The sequence below is a fragment of the Mycolicibacterium septicum DSM 44393 genome, from assembly GCF_000455325.1.
GTDB lineage: Bacteria > Actinomycetota > Actinomycetes > Mycobacteriales > Mycobacteriaceae > Mycobacterium > Mycobacterium septicum.
On record NZ_HG322951.1, the window covers coordinates 941,100 to 957,783 of the forward strand.

The 16,684-nt window shown below is 63.5% G+C and carries 15 protein-coding genes; 13 read left to right on the top strand and 2 right to left on the bottom strand.

What is annotated here, in order from left to right:
* Positions 1 to 176: 176 nt before the first annotated feature.
* A complete protein-coding gene (locus TX88_RS04315; protein WP_044514922.1) occupies positions 177 to 1,271 on the bottom strand; it encodes a saccharopine dehydrogenase family protein in 1,095 nt (364 codons plus the stop codon).
* Positions 1,272 to 1,329: 58 nt separating this feature from the next.
* Positions 1,330 to 2,295, bottom strand: coding sequence for an alpha/beta hydrolase (locus TX88_RS04320; RefSeq protein WP_044519081.1), 966 nt, complete (start codon positions 2,293 to 2,295; stop codon positions 1,330 to 1,332).
* 78 nt (positions 2,296 to 2,373) lie between these two features.
* On the opposite strand from TX88_RS04320, the gene TX88_RS04325 reads away from it, so the two are divergent.
* The 13 genes from TX88_RS04325 (at position 2,374) to TX88_RS32725 (ending at position 16,671) form a co-directional block, all read left to right on the top strand.
* Positions 2,374 to 3,003: a TetR/AcrR family transcriptional regulator gene (locus TX88_RS04325; RefSeq protein ID WP_244438347.1), complete on the top strand. Its 630-nt coding sequence runs from the start codon at positions 2,374 to 2,376 to the stop codon at positions 3,001 to 3,003.
* A 207-nt stretch (positions 3,004 to 3,210) separates the two neighbouring features.
* Positions 3,211 to 3,654, top strand: a complete 444-nt coding sequence (locus TX88_RS32715) for an SRPBCC family protein (RefSeq protein WP_049925122.1) — start codon at positions 3,211 to 3,213, stop codon at positions 3,652 to 3,654.
* A gap of 211 nt (positions 3,655 to 3,865) precedes the next feature.
* Positions 3,866 to 5,071, top strand: coding sequence for an MCE family protein (locus tag TX88_RS04335; protein WP_044514924.1), 1,206 nt, complete (start codon positions 3,866 to 3,868; stop codon positions 5,069 to 5,071).
* Positions 5,068 to 6,099: an MCE family protein gene (locus tag TX88_RS04340; protein ID WP_044514925.1), complete on the top strand. Its 1,032-nt coding sequence runs from the start codon at positions 5,068 to 5,070 to the stop codon at positions 6,097 to 6,099. Before TX88_RS04335 ends, TX88_RS04340 begins: the two co-directional genes overlap by 4 nt.
* Positions 6,096 to 7,541: an MCE family protein gene (locus tag TX88_RS35525; RefSeq protein WP_044514927.1), complete on the top strand. Its 1,446-nt coding sequence runs from the start codon at positions 6,096 to 6,098 to the stop codon at positions 7,539 to 7,541. The genes TX88_RS04340 and TX88_RS35525 overlap by 4 nt, the downstream gene beginning before the upstream one ends.
* Positions 7,542 to 8,942 (top strand): MCE family protein, encoded by a 1,401-nt coding sequence (locus TX88_RS04350; protein WP_044514928.1) that lies wholly within the window; start codon positions 7,542 to 7,544, stop codon positions 8,940 to 8,942.
* On the top strand, positions 8,939 to 10,096 hold the full coding sequence (locus TX88_RS04355; protein ID WP_084621805.1) for a virulence factor Mce family protein: 1,158 nt from the start codon (positions 8,939 to 8,941) through the stop codon (positions 10,094 to 10,096). Before TX88_RS04350 ends, TX88_RS04355 begins: the two co-directional genes overlap by 4 nt.
* A 2-nt stretch (positions 10,097 to 10,098) precedes the next feature.
* Positions 10,099 to 11,658 (top strand): MCE family protein, encoded by a 1,560-nt coding sequence (locus TX88_RS04360; RefSeq protein ID WP_044514931.1) that lies wholly within the window; start codon positions 10,099 to 10,101, stop codon positions 11,656 to 11,658.
* Between the two features lie 92 nt (positions 11,659 to 11,750).
* Complete coding sequence (gene mhpA, locus TX88_RS04365) at positions 11,751 to 13,343, top strand: bifunctional 3-(3-hydroxy-phenyl)propionate/3-hydroxycinnamic acid hydroxylase MhpA (RefSeq protein WP_044514933.1); 1,593 nt, start codon at positions 11,751 to 11,753, stop codon at positions 13,341 to 13,343.
* Positions 13,340 to 14,170 (top strand): fumarylacetoacetate hydrolase family protein, encoded by an 831-nt coding sequence (locus TX88_RS04370; RefSeq protein ID WP_044514934.1) that lies wholly within the window; start codon positions 13,340 to 13,342, stop codon positions 14,168 to 14,170. The genes mhpA and TX88_RS04370 overlap by 4 nt, the downstream gene beginning before the upstream one ends.
* A complete protein-coding gene (locus TX88_RS04375; protein WP_280113217.1) occupies positions 14,167 to 15,291 on the top strand; it encodes a DUF3500 domain-containing protein in 1,125 nt (374 codons plus the stop codon). The genes TX88_RS04370 and TX88_RS04375 overlap by 4 nt, the downstream gene beginning before the upstream one ends.
* A 100-nt stretch (positions 15,292 to 15,391) precedes the next feature.
* Positions 15,392 to 16,030 (top strand): TetR/AcrR family transcriptional regulator, encoded by a 639-nt coding sequence (locus TX88_RS32720; protein ID WP_049924840.1) that lies wholly within the window; start codon positions 15,392 to 15,394, stop codon positions 16,028 to 16,030.
* Entirely contained in the window at positions 16,027 to 16,671 is a 645-nt protein-coding gene (locus TX88_RS32725; RefSeq protein WP_162563083.1) for a TetR/AcrR family transcriptional regulator, read from the top strand. The genes TX88_RS32720 and TX88_RS32725 overlap by 4 nt, the downstream gene beginning before the upstream one ends.
* Positions 16,672 to 16,684: the final 13 nt, after the last annotated feature.

Consider the following 16,684-nt stretch of genomic DNA (forward strand, 5'->3'; position numbering starts at 1 on the left):
TACTCCCGATGCCTACGGGCAATGGGTAGACAAGAACATTGCGTCGGCATTGGGGCTTCCTTGCTTGGGTCGCACCCCTCCAGGAATGGGGACCAAGGCTCTTACACCCGGGTGCAGTCATGGGAAAACCGCTGGCGGGCTGAAGGTCTGCCCCTAGCGGTCCGTCTGCGTTCCGATCACACTGAGACGAGGCCGATTTCGTCGCAGCCTGACTGCAGGGCGTTGAGGCCGAACGCCTCGATGGGGCCGATGACTCCCGCTGCCTGACTATGGCCCGCGACGATTTGTTGTGCAGCCCAAGCGATCAGTTCACCGGTGAGGCTGTAGATGCTTGGCCCCTCGAGGTGTACCTCGACCAGGGGTGCAGCTGCGGAGGAGGCGACGGCGACGACATGGGTACGGGTTCGTCCTCGTTCGGTCGCATCTGGCCCGCCGGGGTGTCCGATCACGGGACGGGTGAGCGCATCGACCAACATGCGTCCGCCAGGCACGTGGGATGCAGCCGCTGCAAAGGCCGACAGTGCGGATGCGGAGCGGCTCAGTTTCGGGAACCAACCGTTGTACACGTTGACGTTGTCGAGTGCGGGGCATGCCTCGGGCAGGTAGAGCACTTCAGTGCCAGACACCAGGAAGCCGTTCTTGTGACGGCCGCGAATGTTGAAGGCGCGCACGCCGGACGCGGTTCGGACGTCGACGAGACCGCGATCGCGCCAGCACGTGGAGGGCAGATGCAGGCCGTCGCGCATGGTGGTGCGTGTTCCCTGGCTGAGGCCGTGCCACAGGGGACCGGTCGCGAAGTATCCGATGTCCAGGGAGCGTGCGGCTCCTCCGGCTTGGCGTAGGGCAAGGGCGCCGGCCAAATTGCCGGGGACGTAGTCGTATCCGAACGCCGGCAAGATGACGGTGTCCGAGTTGGCGGCCCGAGTGTGCAACTGACGTCGCAGTTCTTGGACGAATCCAACTTCGCCGGTGGAATCGATATAGTGCGCGCCCGCTTGGGCGGCCGCATTCGCGACGGCGTATCCGTATCGTTCGAACGGGCCGACCGTGGTGATCAGCACGTCTCCGCGTCTCACCAGGCTGGCGACGCTCGTGGGATCGGTGACATCGGCCTGCACGTACTCGAGGCCATCCGAGCGCTGCGTGAGCGCGTGGAGCGCAGTCCGGTCGCGGCCGGCAAGAACTGGTGAGATGCCGCGACGCAGCAGCGCGTCGAGGACGAGATCGCCGGTATAACCGGTCGCACCGAGTAGTACTACGCGAGCAGTCATGGCGGTGGGGGCTCCTTTGGTTGGTTCTGACGCGTGTCTCCGGGGGTGCCGATATGGATCACTGCGTGTTGGCAGTAACGAAATCGGCGATGGCGTCTTGCATTTGCTGCAATCCAGGCTCTTCGATGGGGTAGTGGCCGGCGTTTTGGAGCATCACGGTTGTCACCGGCACCCGCGTGATTCGGGACAGCACGGGCTGGCTCAGTTCCAATGGGGACCAACGGTCTTCGGCCGGCTGGGTGAGCAGGACCGGGCAGGCGTCGAAGTTCTCGGGCTCGACGGCCGGTGCGTAGTTCATGTAGCTGTCGAGGAACTTGATGGGGACCCAGTTGCCGCCGGACGTCCTGTCCGCGGTCATCACCTCGAGCGCACCTTTGTCGTTCACCAATGCGGACATCTTGGATGCCACCGTCATGGGGAACGGCATCTTCGCCACCGGGGTTGAAGCGAACAAGCTCATGGTGGGTGCGCCCACCCGAGAGATGAACTTGTCATGCGACGTTTCATCCCGGACCTTCTGATCGCGTTGGTCTAGGAACGTCATGCCGACGATTCCGCGCAGTGTCCCTCTGGGGGCCTTGGCTGCCACGTGATATGCCAGCATTCCGCCGGCGCTGAGCCCGTAGAGGACGATCGGACGGTCATCGCGGGATTGCTCGTAGGCCAGGAAGTCCACCACCAGGTCCACCCAATCGTCATAGGACGGCACCGTGCCGGGGGCCACCTGGGTCAGGCCGTAGCCCAGGTTGTCGAGAGCAACCGTTTCGAATCCACGCTGTGCCAGTGGGGCGCCGACGATCAGGCTCATCTGGCGTCCGTTTGTCCCGACGCCGTGGTGCAACACGATCTTGGCCGGAGCATCGGGGTTGACGTAACGGTCGAGGTGGACGCGATGGCCGCGGTAGGACCAGAACTCCTCAGTGGGTGCTGTCTGGCCGGTGAGGCGCAGCCGTTCCGGCAGGTATTCCTGCAGTTCTCGCCACGCCTGCTGGTCGCGGTACAGCTCGGCGGTTTGCTTCTTCATCATGGAACTCCTTCGTATGTGGAATTGGCTCTAATATTGGAATCTACTCCAAGTATGGAGTCGAGTAAACTGTTGAACGTGACTGAGACGCATCCCACTTTCGAGATGGGCAGGACCGCACGACGTGCGGCAGCAAATCGCGAAGCGATCGTCGACGCTGCTGAAGCGCTCTTGGTCAAAGGTGGGCTCAGCGCCGTCACGGTGGAGGCGGTGGCCGAGCGGGCGGATGTCGCCATTCAGACGGTCTACAACCGCGTCGGGCGCCGCCCTGAAGTTTTGGTCGCTGTCGCGGAGCGGGCGGTGGAGGAGAATCGGCGCTACATGGTGTCGGCGTTTGCCTCGCCCGGGACGCCACTCGATCGCATTGTCGCCGTAGCCCGCGCCTACGTCGCATTCGCGCGGGAACGTCCGCGCCAGTTCGAATTGCTCAACACACCGCCGGACGAGCCGGACGCGCTTGAGCGAATTGCTGCCAAAGTTGAAGAGCAGGTTGGCAAGCTCGCCGACATCCTGTCGGACGGTGTCGCCGACGGCAGTATTGAATTGGACGCCGAACCGTCGATTGCCGCCACGACCCTGTGGGCAATGATGGAGGGAGTTCTTGCTCTCGAGTGGCGGACGGATCGCAAAGTCGTTGACGCTTCGGCGGTTCAGGCATCGGCCGAGTTCGGTCTTTCGACGATCCTGAACGGTTTGCGGCGACGCTGACGACCCGATGAAAAGTGGTCTGCGCATACGCGGGCCGCTGGAAATTCCTCTTCTGTCCTGATTTCCGGGACGGCCCCCTCCCTCGCAACACGCCAGAGGACTAACGTTCGCGACTTGCCGAGCAGGGCACGCGGAATCGCAACCGATGACGTGCTCAGTTTCCGGCGGCCCGCGACGACCGTCGTCGCCGAGAGGAAAGGATTGACGATGGCCCGACACACTCAGGAGACTGTGATCAACGCTCCGCGCCACATCGTCTACGACGTCTTCGCCGACCGTGAGAGCAGTGGCGAATATCTGCCCTTCCGCACCACTCTCATCCGACCTGGCAATACCGAACGCCAGGGCGTGGGGGCAGTGCATCACATCAGCTCCGGCCCATTCGGGATTCGTGAAGAAATCGTCGATCTGGTCCCCGGCGAGCGGATCCAGTATCGCGTCGTCGGGGGTCTGCCGGTTCGTTCCCATGTCGGCACGATCACGTTCACTGACCACCCTCAGGGCACGGCAGTGGTGTACGTCATGGATTCAATTCCGCGCGTGCGTGTTCCAGCTTCCCTGGTCGTCCGCATCCTGCGCAAGACGACCTCGACGATCATCGAAGGTGCCCGGGAGGAATCGATCCGGCGCGCAGCGCGAGCGACGGGCTGACCCAGGGATTTGGTTCACCGATACTGCCCGGCCCGGAGGTCATCCGACCCGTTGATCGACTGTGCCGCAGATGGTTCCGGCACCAGCGAAGCGGCGTCCCGCAACATGGGACACGGACGTTGTGACTGCGCTCCGGTTGCGGTGTATTGCTCCGGACCAACAATTCCACCGTGGAACTCAATCCTGGGTCTGCCGAAGGGATGGCGCCGGCTTGGTTGCCAATGAGGCTCACGGACCACCGCTCAAGGTGGCCGGGGCGGTACTACTTGTCCTCTGTGCTGCGACTCTGCTCGTGGTCTGGGTCCAATTCCGCGGTGGTTTCTACTCACAAGTCCGCTTGACGATCTTGTCCAGCCGCGCCGGCCTGGTCATGGATCCCGGGTCCAAGGTCACTTACAACGGGTTGGCAGTGGGTCGGGTCACCAGCGTCGACGAAACCGAGATACATGGAGTGCCTGCCGCCCGCATCTCCCTGGACATCGAGAAGAAGTACCTCGTGGCGATCCCTTCGAATGTGGACGCATCGATCACTGCCAGCACCGTATTCGGCAACAAGTACATCTCGCTCTTGTCTCCGGACCATCCGGACCTCTTGCCGATCAGCGCAGACACGGTGATCGACGCACGAGCGGTCACCACGGAGTTCAACACTCTGTTTGAAACGATCATGTCGATCTCGGAGAAAGTGGACCCGGTCAAGCTGAATGCGACACTGACTGCAACTGCGGAGGCACTCAACGGACTTGGTGAACGGTTCGGCCAGTCCCTGCGAGACGGTGAACTCATCATGGCTCGGCTGAACGACCAGATGCCACAGATCAACCACGACATCCGCCGGTTGGCTGAACTTGCCGATGTCTACAGTGATGCCTCGCCACACCTGTGGGGCTTCCTGAGCAACGCCACTGCCACTGCCCACACCGTCAACGCCCAGCGACACAGCCTCGACACCGCCCTACTGGAGGCGATCGGGTTCGGAGACACCGCTGCGCCGATCCTGGAAAAAGGTAGCCCGTATCTGGTCCGTGCGTTGTCGGACTTGGAGCGCACCGCCACGCTACTCAATGACTACAGTCCCGAATTGTTTTGTCTGATCCGCAATTACCACGATGTCAGCCCGCAAGTCGCAGCTGCCGAGGGCGACAACGGCTACTCGATACACGGGATCAACAAGATACTGGGCGCCGAAAACCCATACGTGTACCCGGACAATCTGCCTCGAGTGAGTGCACGAGGCGGCCCTGGCGGCGCGCCCGGTTGCTGGCAACCCATCAATCGCGACCTGTGGCCGGCGCCCTACCTGGTCATGGATACCGGGGCGAGCGTAGCTCCCTACAACCACGTCGAACTCGGGCACCCGCTGATGATCGATTACGTATGGGGGCGTCAAGTCGGGGAGAACACGATCAACCCATGAAAGTCACTGCGACAGTAGTCAAACTGGGCGTCTTCTCCTGTGTGCTGCTTATCTTCACCGCCGTGATTTTCGGCGTCTTCGGTCAGGTCCGGTTCGACCGGACTGTCGGGTACTCGGCAATCTTCAAAGATGCCAGTGGCCTTCGTGCCGGACAGTTCGTACGTGCATCCGGTGTGGAGATCGGCAAGATCCGCAGCGTTCACCTCATCGATAACGCGCAGTTGGCCCGGGTGGACTTCTCGGTTGACGGCGGATTGCAGCTGACGGATTCGACGACCGCGCAGGTGCGCTACGCCGACCTGATCGGGAATCGATACCTTGAGATTCAGCGGGGTATCAGCGACCACGTCCTCGATCCGGGCGGGACCATTCCGCTCGCGCGCACGGTTCCGGCCCTCGACCTCGATGCCCTGATCGGTGGATTCCGGCCGTTGTTTCGTGCGCTCGATCCCAAGAAGGTCAACGACATCGCCTCGTCGATCATCACCGCGTTGCAGGGACAAGGCGGCACCATTGCCGACGTACTCGACCAAACCGCACAGTTGACATCGACGCTGGCGGACAGAGACCACACCATCGGCGATGTCATTACCAATCTGAATACGGTGCTCGACACCGCAATTGGTCATCAGACGGATCTCGACTCCACGGTGGTCAACCTGCAGATGCTGATCTCTGGGCTGAGGGAACGGGCCGAGCCGATCGCCGAGGCCACCGCTCGCATCAGTCGCGCGTCGGGAACCTTGGCAGATCTCCTTGCCGATAACCGTCCGGCCTTGACGGAGACCTTGGCCCGTGCCGAGGGCTTCCAGCAGCCGTTGCTGGATCAGCGAGATCAATTGGACGACTTGCTGACCAAACTGCCCGATGCGTTCGAGATTCTGGGTAGATCCGGCGGCCTATACGGCAACTTCTTCAACTTCTATCTTTGCGATCTGACGTTCATCGTCAACGGACTGCAACCGGGCGGGCCGGTGCGCAAAGTCAGGGTTGCCAACCAGACGTCAGGTCGGTGCACCCCGCAATGAGAATCCTCCGCGAAGGCAACCGCATTCGAACCGGCGTGATCGGCGTCGTCCTCACGGTGCTCGTAATCGGTGTGGGGCAGAGTCTTTCAAACATCCCGATGCTGTTCGCCTCCCCGGTCTACTACGCGCAGCTAGCTCACACCGGTGGGATCAATGTCGGCGACAAGGTGCGCATCGCCGGGATCGTGGTCGGCCAGATCACCTCAAAGCGCATCGAAAGCAACCACATCCTACTGGGATTCACCCTGGGCGGGACCGCCATCGGCGCCGAGAGCCGTACGGCTGTTCGCACCGATACCATTTTAGGAAAGAAGTTCCTGGCAATCGAATCCCGTGGGGACCGTCGGCTGCGCAGCGGAGAAGTGCTGTCTGTCGGGCAGAGTACGTCCAGCTATCAGATCTACGATGCATTCTTCGACGTCACCAAAGCCGCATCCGATTGGGATCTGGACGCAGTCAAGCGGTCCCTGGAAGTGCTCAGCGAGGTCGTCGATCAGTCCTCGCCCAATCTGTCCGCCGCCCTGACCGGCGTCGCCAGGTTCTCCGATGCCGTGGGATCCCGGGATGAGCAGGTCAAACACCTTCTGGCGAAGGCGAAAAAGGTGATCGGCATCCTGGGGGATCGCAGCCCGCAGATCAATCAGCTGCTCGTCGATGCCAATACCGTGCTGGGAGAACTCAACGCGCGTAATGACGCCACGATGTTGCTGCTTCACCGGGTCTCCGATGTGTCGCGTCAGGTCCAGGGCGTCGTCGCCGACAATCCCAACCTCAACAAGGTTCTCACTCAGCTGCAATCGCTGTCCGGCATTCTCGCTCAACACAAGTCTGACCTGGTGAGGCTGTTGACCACGGTCCGCAACTTCGCGGCCTCATTGAGCGAAGCGCTCGGTTCAGGACCGTATTTCAACGCCATGATCGTCAATCTGTTGCCGGGCCAGTTTCTGCAGCCGTTCATCGATGCGGCGTTCCAGAAGCGCGGTATCGATCCCCAGAAGTTCTGGCGTGATACGGGACTGCCGTCGTTCCAGTTCCCCGATCCCAACGGCGCCCGTCATGCCAACGGCGCACCACCGTCGGCGCCCACACCGATGGAAGGCACACCCGAACACCCCGGTCCGGCCGTCGCGCCAGGTTCACCGTGCTCCTACACCCCTCTGTCAGACGGCGTTCCGAATACAGCGGACCCGCAGCCCTGCGCGAGGCTTGACCAGGGCCCGTTCGGTCCGGTTCCCGGTGGCTTCGCACCACCGCTGGTGCCACCGTTACCGCCGCAGCCCGCAGCCGTGCCGATGTCCCCGGGGCTGCCTTCCGCGGCGCCGCCTGGCGAGACGGCGCCGGTGTTGCCTGGGACCCCGGTCCCGCTACCGGCGGCCCCACCCGGCGCCCGTACCGACCTCGCGCCCGTAGATACGCCCGAACCGGCGCTTTCTGGAGGTTGAGTGTCAACCGTTTTCAGTATCCGTAACCTGCAGTGGCCCAGGCTCAGACTGCGTACCGTCATTGCGCTGGCAGTAGCCGGGGCAGTGGCGATCATGGCGATCAACGTCGGCTGGCGCCTCTATCAGCGCGTCACGACCACCACGGTGACCGCATTCTTTCCTGAGGCCAACGCGCTCTATCCCGGAGACAAGGTCCAGATCATGGGCTTCGCCGTCGGCGCGGTGGACGAGATCGAACCAGCCGGTGGGCGGATGAAGGTCACGTTCCACTTCGACGCCCAGTACCAGGTGCCCGCCGACGCTTACGCGGCCATCATCAATCCGAGCCTCGTGGCATCTCGCGCCATCGAACTGACGCCGGTCTACCGGGGCGGCCCGACGCTCACTGACGGGGCGGTCATCCCGCTGGAGCGGACACAGGTTCCGGTCGAATGGGATGACTTGCGAGGCCAGGTCACTCGCCTGCTCGACGAACTGGGGCCGACACCGGAGACGCCGGCTGGACCGATCGGACAGGCGGTCAGCTCGCTCGCAGATGGCCTGGCCGGCAAGGGTGCGCAGCTTCGTATAGCCCTGACGAACCTGTCACAGGCGCTGACCGCGCTCAGCGAGGGACGTGGCGACTTCTTCGCGGTCATCCGTAGTGTCGCCGAATTCTCCAACACCCTGCATCAGAACGACCAGAAGTTTGTGGCGCTGAATGCCAACCTCGCTCAGTTCACCGACGGAATGACTCAGTCAGACCGGCAACTGGCGGATGCGGTACAGCAGATCGACGCTCTACTGTCGACGGTCCGAACCCTGGTACGCGACAACGGATCACCGCTGTCGCATGGGATCGACAACCTGGAGCAGGCAACCAGCGCCATCGTGGCGCCTACGCCACGGGATGGCCTGGAAACCGCTCTCCACGTGCTGCCCAACATGGCGGCAAACTCCGCGGCCATGTACGAGCCCGCCCACGGCGCGATCACTGCCCAACTACAGGCGCCGAACTTCGCCAACCCACTGCAGATGATCTGCAGTTCCGTTCAGGCAGCCAGTCGGCTGGGCTATCAGGAATCCGCCGAACTGTGCGCCCAGTACCTCGCACCGGTACTGGACGCGATCAAGTTCAACTACCCTCCCGTCGGGCTGAACCTCGCCTCGACTGCGGACACCGTGCCCGACCAGGTGGCCTACTCCGAAGAACGGTTGAGGCCCCCACCGGGATACAAGGACACCACAGTTCCCGGTGTGTGGGCCGTTGACTCGGCGTTCAGCCATGGAAACCACGAACCTGGCTGGAAGATCGCCCCCGGCATGGATGGCCTGCAACTGCAGCTGTTCACCCAGAACATGCTTGCCCCAGAGGATTTGGCCGGTCTGCTCGCGAACCCGACGGCGGGAGGAACCGGATGATGAGCGTCTTCCTCCGCGGTGCCCGGTTGGGTACCGGTGCCATCGCGCTCTTGGCCACCGTGCTGCTGTCGAGTTCGTGTAGCAGCTGGCGCGGAGTGGCCAACGTGCCTCTTCCGGGAGGGCCCGGGACCGGCACACGGTCCTACACGATTTATGTCCAGGTGCCAGACACGTTGGCACTCAATGCCAACAGCCGTGTGCGCGTAGCTGACGTTTACGTCGGATCCGTGCGAGCCATCGAGCTTCGGAACTGGGTGGCCACCCTGACCATCAGCTTGGCCGGCGGGGTGCGCCTGCCCACCAATGCGACGGCCAAGATCGGGCTGACCAGTCTGCTGGGCTCTCAGCATGTCGAGCTGGCCGTCCCGCCGGAACCGTCACCGCAGCAGCTGGGCGACGGAGACATCATCCCGCTGAAGAACTCGACGGCGTACCCGACCACGGAACGCACCCTTGCCAGCATGGCCGCGGTCCTGCGTGGCGGTGGCATTCCGAACCTGGAAGCGATCACCACTGAGGTGGACAAGGCGCTGTCTGGCAACGGTGAGCACATCCGCAACTTCTTGAATCAGCTCGCGACGTTCACCGCCGAACTCAACCGTCAACGCGACGACCTGACCCGCGCCATCGACTCCGCCGAGCGGCTCACCGAACTGCTGGCCGCGAACACTGTCACGCTGGACCGTGTTCTGTCCGAATTCCCGTCACTGATCGCATATTTCGCCGAACAGCGAAAACGTTTCACCGATGCTGTCGAAGCGGTCGGACGATTTGGGGACGTCGTGAACGAGACCCTGACCGCGGCACGGGTCAGCCTCGAAGCAGATCTGCGCCTGCTACAGCGCCCGTTGATCGAGCTTGAGCGTTCCTCCCCCTACTTGATCGGCGCATCGAAACTGCTACTCACCCTGCCGTTCCCGATCGACAACGTGCCGAAGATCGTGCGGGGCGATTACATGAATCTTTCCGGCGACATCGATCTGACGCTCAGCGCGCTGGACAACGGCCTGCTGACCGGGACCGGATTCTCTGGGGCGCTGAGGGCATTGGAACAGGGATGGGGACGCGACCCGAACACGATGATTCCCGATATTCATTCCACGCCGAATCCGAACAATGCTCCTGGTGGCCCGTTAGTGGAACGAGCCCGGTAGACATGCTGACCAGGTTCGCACGCATTCAGCTTGCCATCTTCGCCACACTGACCCTGATCGCGTTGATCGTCCTCGGTTGGTATTACCTGCGCTTGCCCGCGTTGGCAGGCGTGGGCCAGTACACGCTGGTCGTGGACCTGCCGGTCACCGGCGGGCTCTATGCCAGCAGCAACGTCACCTATCGCGGTGCGACCATCGGCAAAGTCACCGATGTATCCCCGACCAGAACGGGAGTCCGCGCTACATTGCGCGTTGCCGACCAGTATCGGATTCCGGCCGGTGTCTCGGCGAATGTGCACTCGGTTTCGGCAGTGGGAGAACAGTACGTCGATCTGGTCGCCGACAGTGATTCAGGGCCCTTCCTGTCGAACGGTGCAACCATCACGAACGTCACCGTTCCGGCACCGATCGGACCTGCCCTGGATGCGACCGACCGCGCACTCTCGGCGTTGCCGCAAGACAAGATCCCCCAGCTCCTCGACGAGACTTCGCAGGCCGTCGGAGGGTTGGGACCGATGCTGCAACGCCTTGTTGATGCTACGGCATCGGTGTCCCGTGATTTCGAGGCTCATCTCGGCGACATCGATGACGTGATCAACCGCAGTGCGCCCGTGATCGATAGCCAAATCGACTCCGCCACAACGATCAGACAATGGTCAGCGAATCTGGATACGCTGAGCGCCCAGCTCGCGGACAACGACGCCAACGTGAAGTCGATACTCGTCCAGGCGGGCCCGGCCGCGAACGAGACCACCGCGCTGTTGGGTGGCCTGCGTGACAGTCTGCCGCAGTTGCTGGCCAATACCGCGATCGTCACCGACATGCTCAAGCGCTACAACGCCGGGCTCGAACAGTTGCTCGTCGTGCTGCCGCAGGGGGCCGCGATCGCACAGACGGTGACGTCGGCATTCCCCGGTCGCGGGGCCCTTGACTTCAACGTCGCGGTCAATCAACCGCCACCATGCCTGACGGGATATGGATCGGCATCGGGGTGGCGCTCCCCGGCAGATACCAGTCGGCAGCCGCTGCCCACCGATATCCAATACTGCAAGATCCCGATGGACGCGCCATACGCCGTCAGAGGCGCACGGAACTATCCCTGTGCAGATGTGCCGGGTAAGCGGGCCGCCACCCCGGCCGAGTGTCGCAGCGACGAGCCTTACCGGGCCGCCGGTACCAACCCCTGGTACGGCGACCCGAACCAGATGCGCAACTGCCCGGCGCCGGCCGCGCGCTGCGATCAGCCCGTGCAGCCCGGCCTGGTCGTACCGGCTCCGACGGTGAACACCGGACTGAACCCGCTACCTGCCGACCAGCTTCCATCGCCTCCCGGTCTGAGAAGCGACCCACTGAGCCCGCCAAGCCAGGGCAACGTGCAGTGCAGCGGCCAACAGCCCAATCCGTGCATCTACAGGCCTGCTGCGGCCACCGCGGTCTTCACCCCGGCCAGCGGAGTTGTCAGCGGTCCCAACGGTGTCACCTACCTGCTGAGGCAATCCGGCGCCGCCGACGACGGATGGAAACAGATGCTCAGTGCGGCGCCTGCGGCTGCGTCTCGTTGAGGCTCGAACTCTGGTGTCCTGCATGGCGGGACAGTGCGATGGCCCGTTGTGGTGAGGCGCCCATAGCCTCGACTGAAGCCCATGATCGTCCAATGGCCGAAAGGCGTTACGTGCAGGCAGATGTACTGGTTGTCGGTTGTGGACCGGTCGGCAAGATCATCGCCTTGCGTTTGGCGCGCGCCGGACACTCCGTGGTGATTGTCGAAAAGCAGCCCGCCACTTACCCGTTGCCGCGCGCGGTGACACATGATGCCGAGGTCGGCCGAATCCTTCAATCTGTCGGACTGCCGCCGAGTGCTATGCCGGACATCACCGAGCCCTATGACGATATGTATGTCTGGGTCAACGATGACGATGCCGTCCTGCTCGAGGTGGACTGGCGTGGCCTCGGCAAATCAGGTTGGTACAACACGTATTTCTTTCACCAGCCAGCTCTGGAGCAGCGGCTGCTCGAAGCGCTGGAGAACGAACCGAATGTGACGGTTCTGTGGGGCTGGGATTACCACGAACATCGGGACACCCATCGGGAGGTGACGGCCGAACTGCGTCGCGGGAACGGCCGTCGTACGGTCTCTGCGCAGTACCTGATCGGTGCCGATGGCGCGGCCAGCCGGGTGCGTGCCAATAGCGGGATTGGCTGGCGCGACCTGGGTTACTTCTTCGACTGGCTGGTTGTCGACGTGAAGCCGAACAGCGACCAGAAGTTCCCGCGTGTGGCCCGGCAGCGATGTGACCACCGACGTCCCTACACCAGCGTGCCTGGCGGTCCCGGCCGGCGGCGCTGGGAATTCATGAAATTGCCCGATGAGCGTGTCGAGGATCTGAACGCCACCGAGTTCGCCTGGCAGTTGTTGGCTGAGCACGGTGTGTCTCCGGCCGACGCAGTCTTGGAGCGGCATGCGCACTACCGATTCCAGGCCGGCTGGGCTGAGCAATGGCGTACCGGAAGGGTTCTCCTGGCCGGTGATGCGGCGCATCAGATGCCGCCGTTCGCCGGGCAGGGGCTGGGAGCGGGCCTACGCGATGCGATGAATTTGACCTGGAAGTTGGCTGCGGTGCTCGACGGCCTGGCCGATGATCGCATCCTCGATACTTATTACAGCGAGCGCGTCGCACATGTAGCGGATTTCGTCCGGTTCTCGATCAGCCTCGGGGAAGTCGTCTGCATCACGGACCCTGACGAGGCGGCAGGTCGTGATCGACGAATGGCCGCTGCCCGTGCCGGTGGAGGACCGCCACCCGCACCACCGCAACCCAGGCTGGGTCCGGGCATCCACAGCGGCGCGCATGGTGGAACGTTGTCGTTGCAATCCGTTGTTGCCGACTCTCGTTACGGTCGCCGTCGGCTCGATGATGTGATCGGTGGGCCGGGCGTGCTCCTGGTGAGTCGCAGAGACCTACTCGATGGATTGACCGGCCTGGACTACGCCACACTGCGTGCCCTGGGCGTGCGAGCCTGCGTGCTGATGGAGACGTCGGGCGGGCACGACGACGGGTTCGTGGTTCCGATCATCGATGTCGACGGAAGTTACATGCACTGGCTGCGGTCACTGTCCGCCGAAGCTGTCCTGATCCGGCCCGATTTCTACCTGTACGGCACAGCCGAAACCCAGGCCGAGGTCACTGGCCTCGTCCACGCGCTGCTGGACTCGTTGCAGGACAATTCGATTGGGGTCCAGGCGTGAAAATCATCGGTGTTCACGATCACGTCGCCGGGGACTTGGTCGCAGCGGTGACCGGCGACCGGGCCCGCGTGCTCGGGACGAAAGAGGACTTCTGGGCAGACCCGTCCCGGTGCCTGGGCGCCGGACTCGACACGTGTGGGCCGTGGCAGCCGCTGAGAGCGTTGACCGAGATTCCGGTCGTTCCGATGTCGGCACGCGTACTGTGCGTCGGTTTGAACTATCGCGCACACGCCTCCGAGGGCGGCTTCGTCGTGCCGCAGCAGCCCACGTTGTTCGGCCGGTTCACGGCGTCGTTGAGTGTCGCTGGAGTAGCTGCGCCGATACCCGCCAATGAGCCGGGCCTGGACTGGGAAGGTGAGATCGCCGCCTACGTAGGAGCCCGACTGGTCGACGCTGACGCCGAGACTGCCCGCCGCGCGGTTCTCGGCTACTCGACGTTTCTCGATCTGACGGCGCGCACCGCCCAGAAACTCAGCAGCCAATGGACTTTGGGTAAGAACGGTGACCGTAGCGGCCCGCTGGGCCCCCTGGTCACCGCCGACGAAGTCGGTGACCTCCGCGACGGACTGCGACTGCAGACGCGCGTCAACGGAATCACCGTGCAGGACGCCAACACCCAGGACATGATTTTCGAGGTTGGCGAACTACTGTCGCTGATCAGCCGGACCTTGACCCTGCATCCCGGCGACGTCATTGCCACCGGAACGCCCGAAGGCGTCGGGTACGTGCGCAATCCACCTTGGTTCTTGGTCGACGGTGACGTGGTTGAGGTCGAAGTCGACAAGCTCGGCGTATTGCGGACCCCGATAGGTGGTACGCGGCCGTGACCATCGAGTTGTACGAAGCTCCTCGTACCGCAACCAAACTCGTTGTGACGGCGATGGGATTGATTGACACGTTCGACCCGGGGCAGCGGGCTGACGCTGTGGTGTCCGACTTCGACGACCCTCGGCGTCTCGACTGGGACATCATTCCCCGGCCGGACCGAACCGGTATCGCCCTACACCGTCTCGACCGCCACCAGAAAGTGTTGCTGTTCGACCTGATCCGTCATGCGCTGCCGTTGCGCACCTTCACCAAGGTCCTGGCCATTCCGCAGCTCGAACACGTCCTGCGTGATTATGAGAGCGACTTTCTCGGGCCGGCGCTGCAAGCCTGGCGCTCGTCAGACGCATACTTCCTCACCATCTTTGGCCGACCCGGATTCGAGGACACTTGGATGCTGCGATTCCTGGGCCACCATGTGTGTCTGAACATCACCGTCGTCGAACAACGGTGGATCAGCGCAACGCCCTGCGCGCTGGGCGCACAGCCCACCGACTACGACGGTGTGCTCAATCCCCTCGCCGAGGACGAGGGCCTCGCGTTCACGCTGATGGACACCCTCGATGCCCGACAGCGAGATGTCGCGGTCATCCACCATGTGGCTCCGGCGGACTTCGTCACCCGACAGGTACCCAGGATCGGGCCCTACGAGTTCCCGGACACTTATGACCTGGGCATGCCCGACTACGTCATCACCGCGGCCGACCGCGTAGCGGTGAAGCTCGACAGGGCGGCGCCCGCCGGCCTAAATGCTGCCGCTCTGACACCGCGCCAGAGCGAGGTGTTCTGGCGCCTCGTGGACTGCTACCTGGATCGCTTACCCGAGGAAGTGGCGCCTGCTCGCCGGGCAGCGGTGCGTGCCGAGCCGGCCGCGATGCACTTCGCCTGGGCCGGCGGGATGTCTCGTGGTGTCCCGCACTATTTCCGCGTGCAGGGTCCTGACCTGCTGATCGAAGCCGTGAACGCAGTGGGCGGCGCCAACCATCTGCACACCGTCCTGCGGGAGTTCGAGAACGACTTCGGGGAGCACCTGCTGAGGTCACGTGAGGGCGCCGATTGGGGCAGGGCTCATCTGCGCACTCGCTACACCTCCAGTGCGCAATTGGACCCCGGGCTGCAGTGACGCGTGGACGCTGCCGTAGGCACACCCCTGTAAAATTGCGGGTGCGGCGGCCTTTCGCGGACCGTCGTGAGCTCGGTCAGGCCCCTGTAGGAGGATCGTCATGCCGTCGTCCCCGCGCCGCCGCAAGGCTGCGCGACGGTTGACGCCGGAAGCCCGCCAGGAGCAGATCCTCGACACCACGATGGCTCTGGCGGTGCGCGACGGCTACGGCGCGACAACGATGCAGTCGGTGGCGCGCGAGGCCGGCGTGACCCGTCCGGTCGTCTACGAGTTCTACCGAGACCGCACCGAACTGTTACAGGATCTGCTGGCCCGGGAGATACAGAAGGCATTTGCCTTGTCCCAGAACGTGTTCGCCGCCGTTCAGCGCGGCGAGACGCTCAACGAGACCATGTCGTGGACGCTGACGGAGTTCCTCAACATTGTCGCGCAGGCGCCCGAGAGCTGGCGCCTGGTGCTGTTGCCTCCGGCCGGAGCGCCGCCGGAAGTGCAGGCCACCATCACTTCTGCGCGCGCTGCGATCCTGGCTCAGATACAACGCAATCTCGAGCAACTACCCGGGGCCACTTCGGCGGAGGTGGACATCGAGCTGCTGGCGTTCACCCTGTTGGCCGGCTGCGAAGTCGGCGCCCGCCGTTACCTGGCCGACCCGGAGCTGTACAGCATCGAGCGGCTGTCGGCGTCGATGACATGGATTCGCGAGCACATCCGCTTCGAATGGTCGTCGAATCAGTCATGAGTCCAGACGACTTCGTACCGCAACGGATGACGCCGCAGCGACGCTCAGCCGGTCGGCGGGTGACCCCGGAACGCCTCGAGCGCATCCTTGACGCCGCAGTGGAGATCGCCGTTGCCGACGGCTTCAGCGCGGTCACGATGCAGTCGGTCGCCCGCAGCACCGGCTACGTCAGGCCGGTGGTCTACGACTGCTATGGCACACCGGAGAACATTCTCGCCGCCGCCGCTGACCGCGCGGCCGCCGTCATCGCCGAGCAGGTACTGCAGATATCGCAGAAGGTACCCAGCCAAGGGCGTGGGCAACTAGCGGCCGTACTCACCGCGGTCATCGACGCCGCGCGGCAACAGTCGTCTGCTTGGCTGCTGGTCGGCGTGCCGGTCGACACGGCGCCCGTCGGTGTGCAACACCGCATCGGTGCCGTTCGGGGGGAGATTCGGCGGATGCTCGAGGAGGCGCTGACGGTCTCCACCGAGGATCTGCATACCTCGCCTGACCTCGATATCGAGGCTTTGGCTGAACTGACCCACGGCTTGGTCGACGCGTTCATCAAGCGTACGGTCGACGCGTCAGATCCCTTGTCGCTGGATCGAATCGAAAGCTTCGTGGCCTCGCTGGCCGGCAGCGTCCGATTCGTCGAGTAGCGGGCCATTGCCT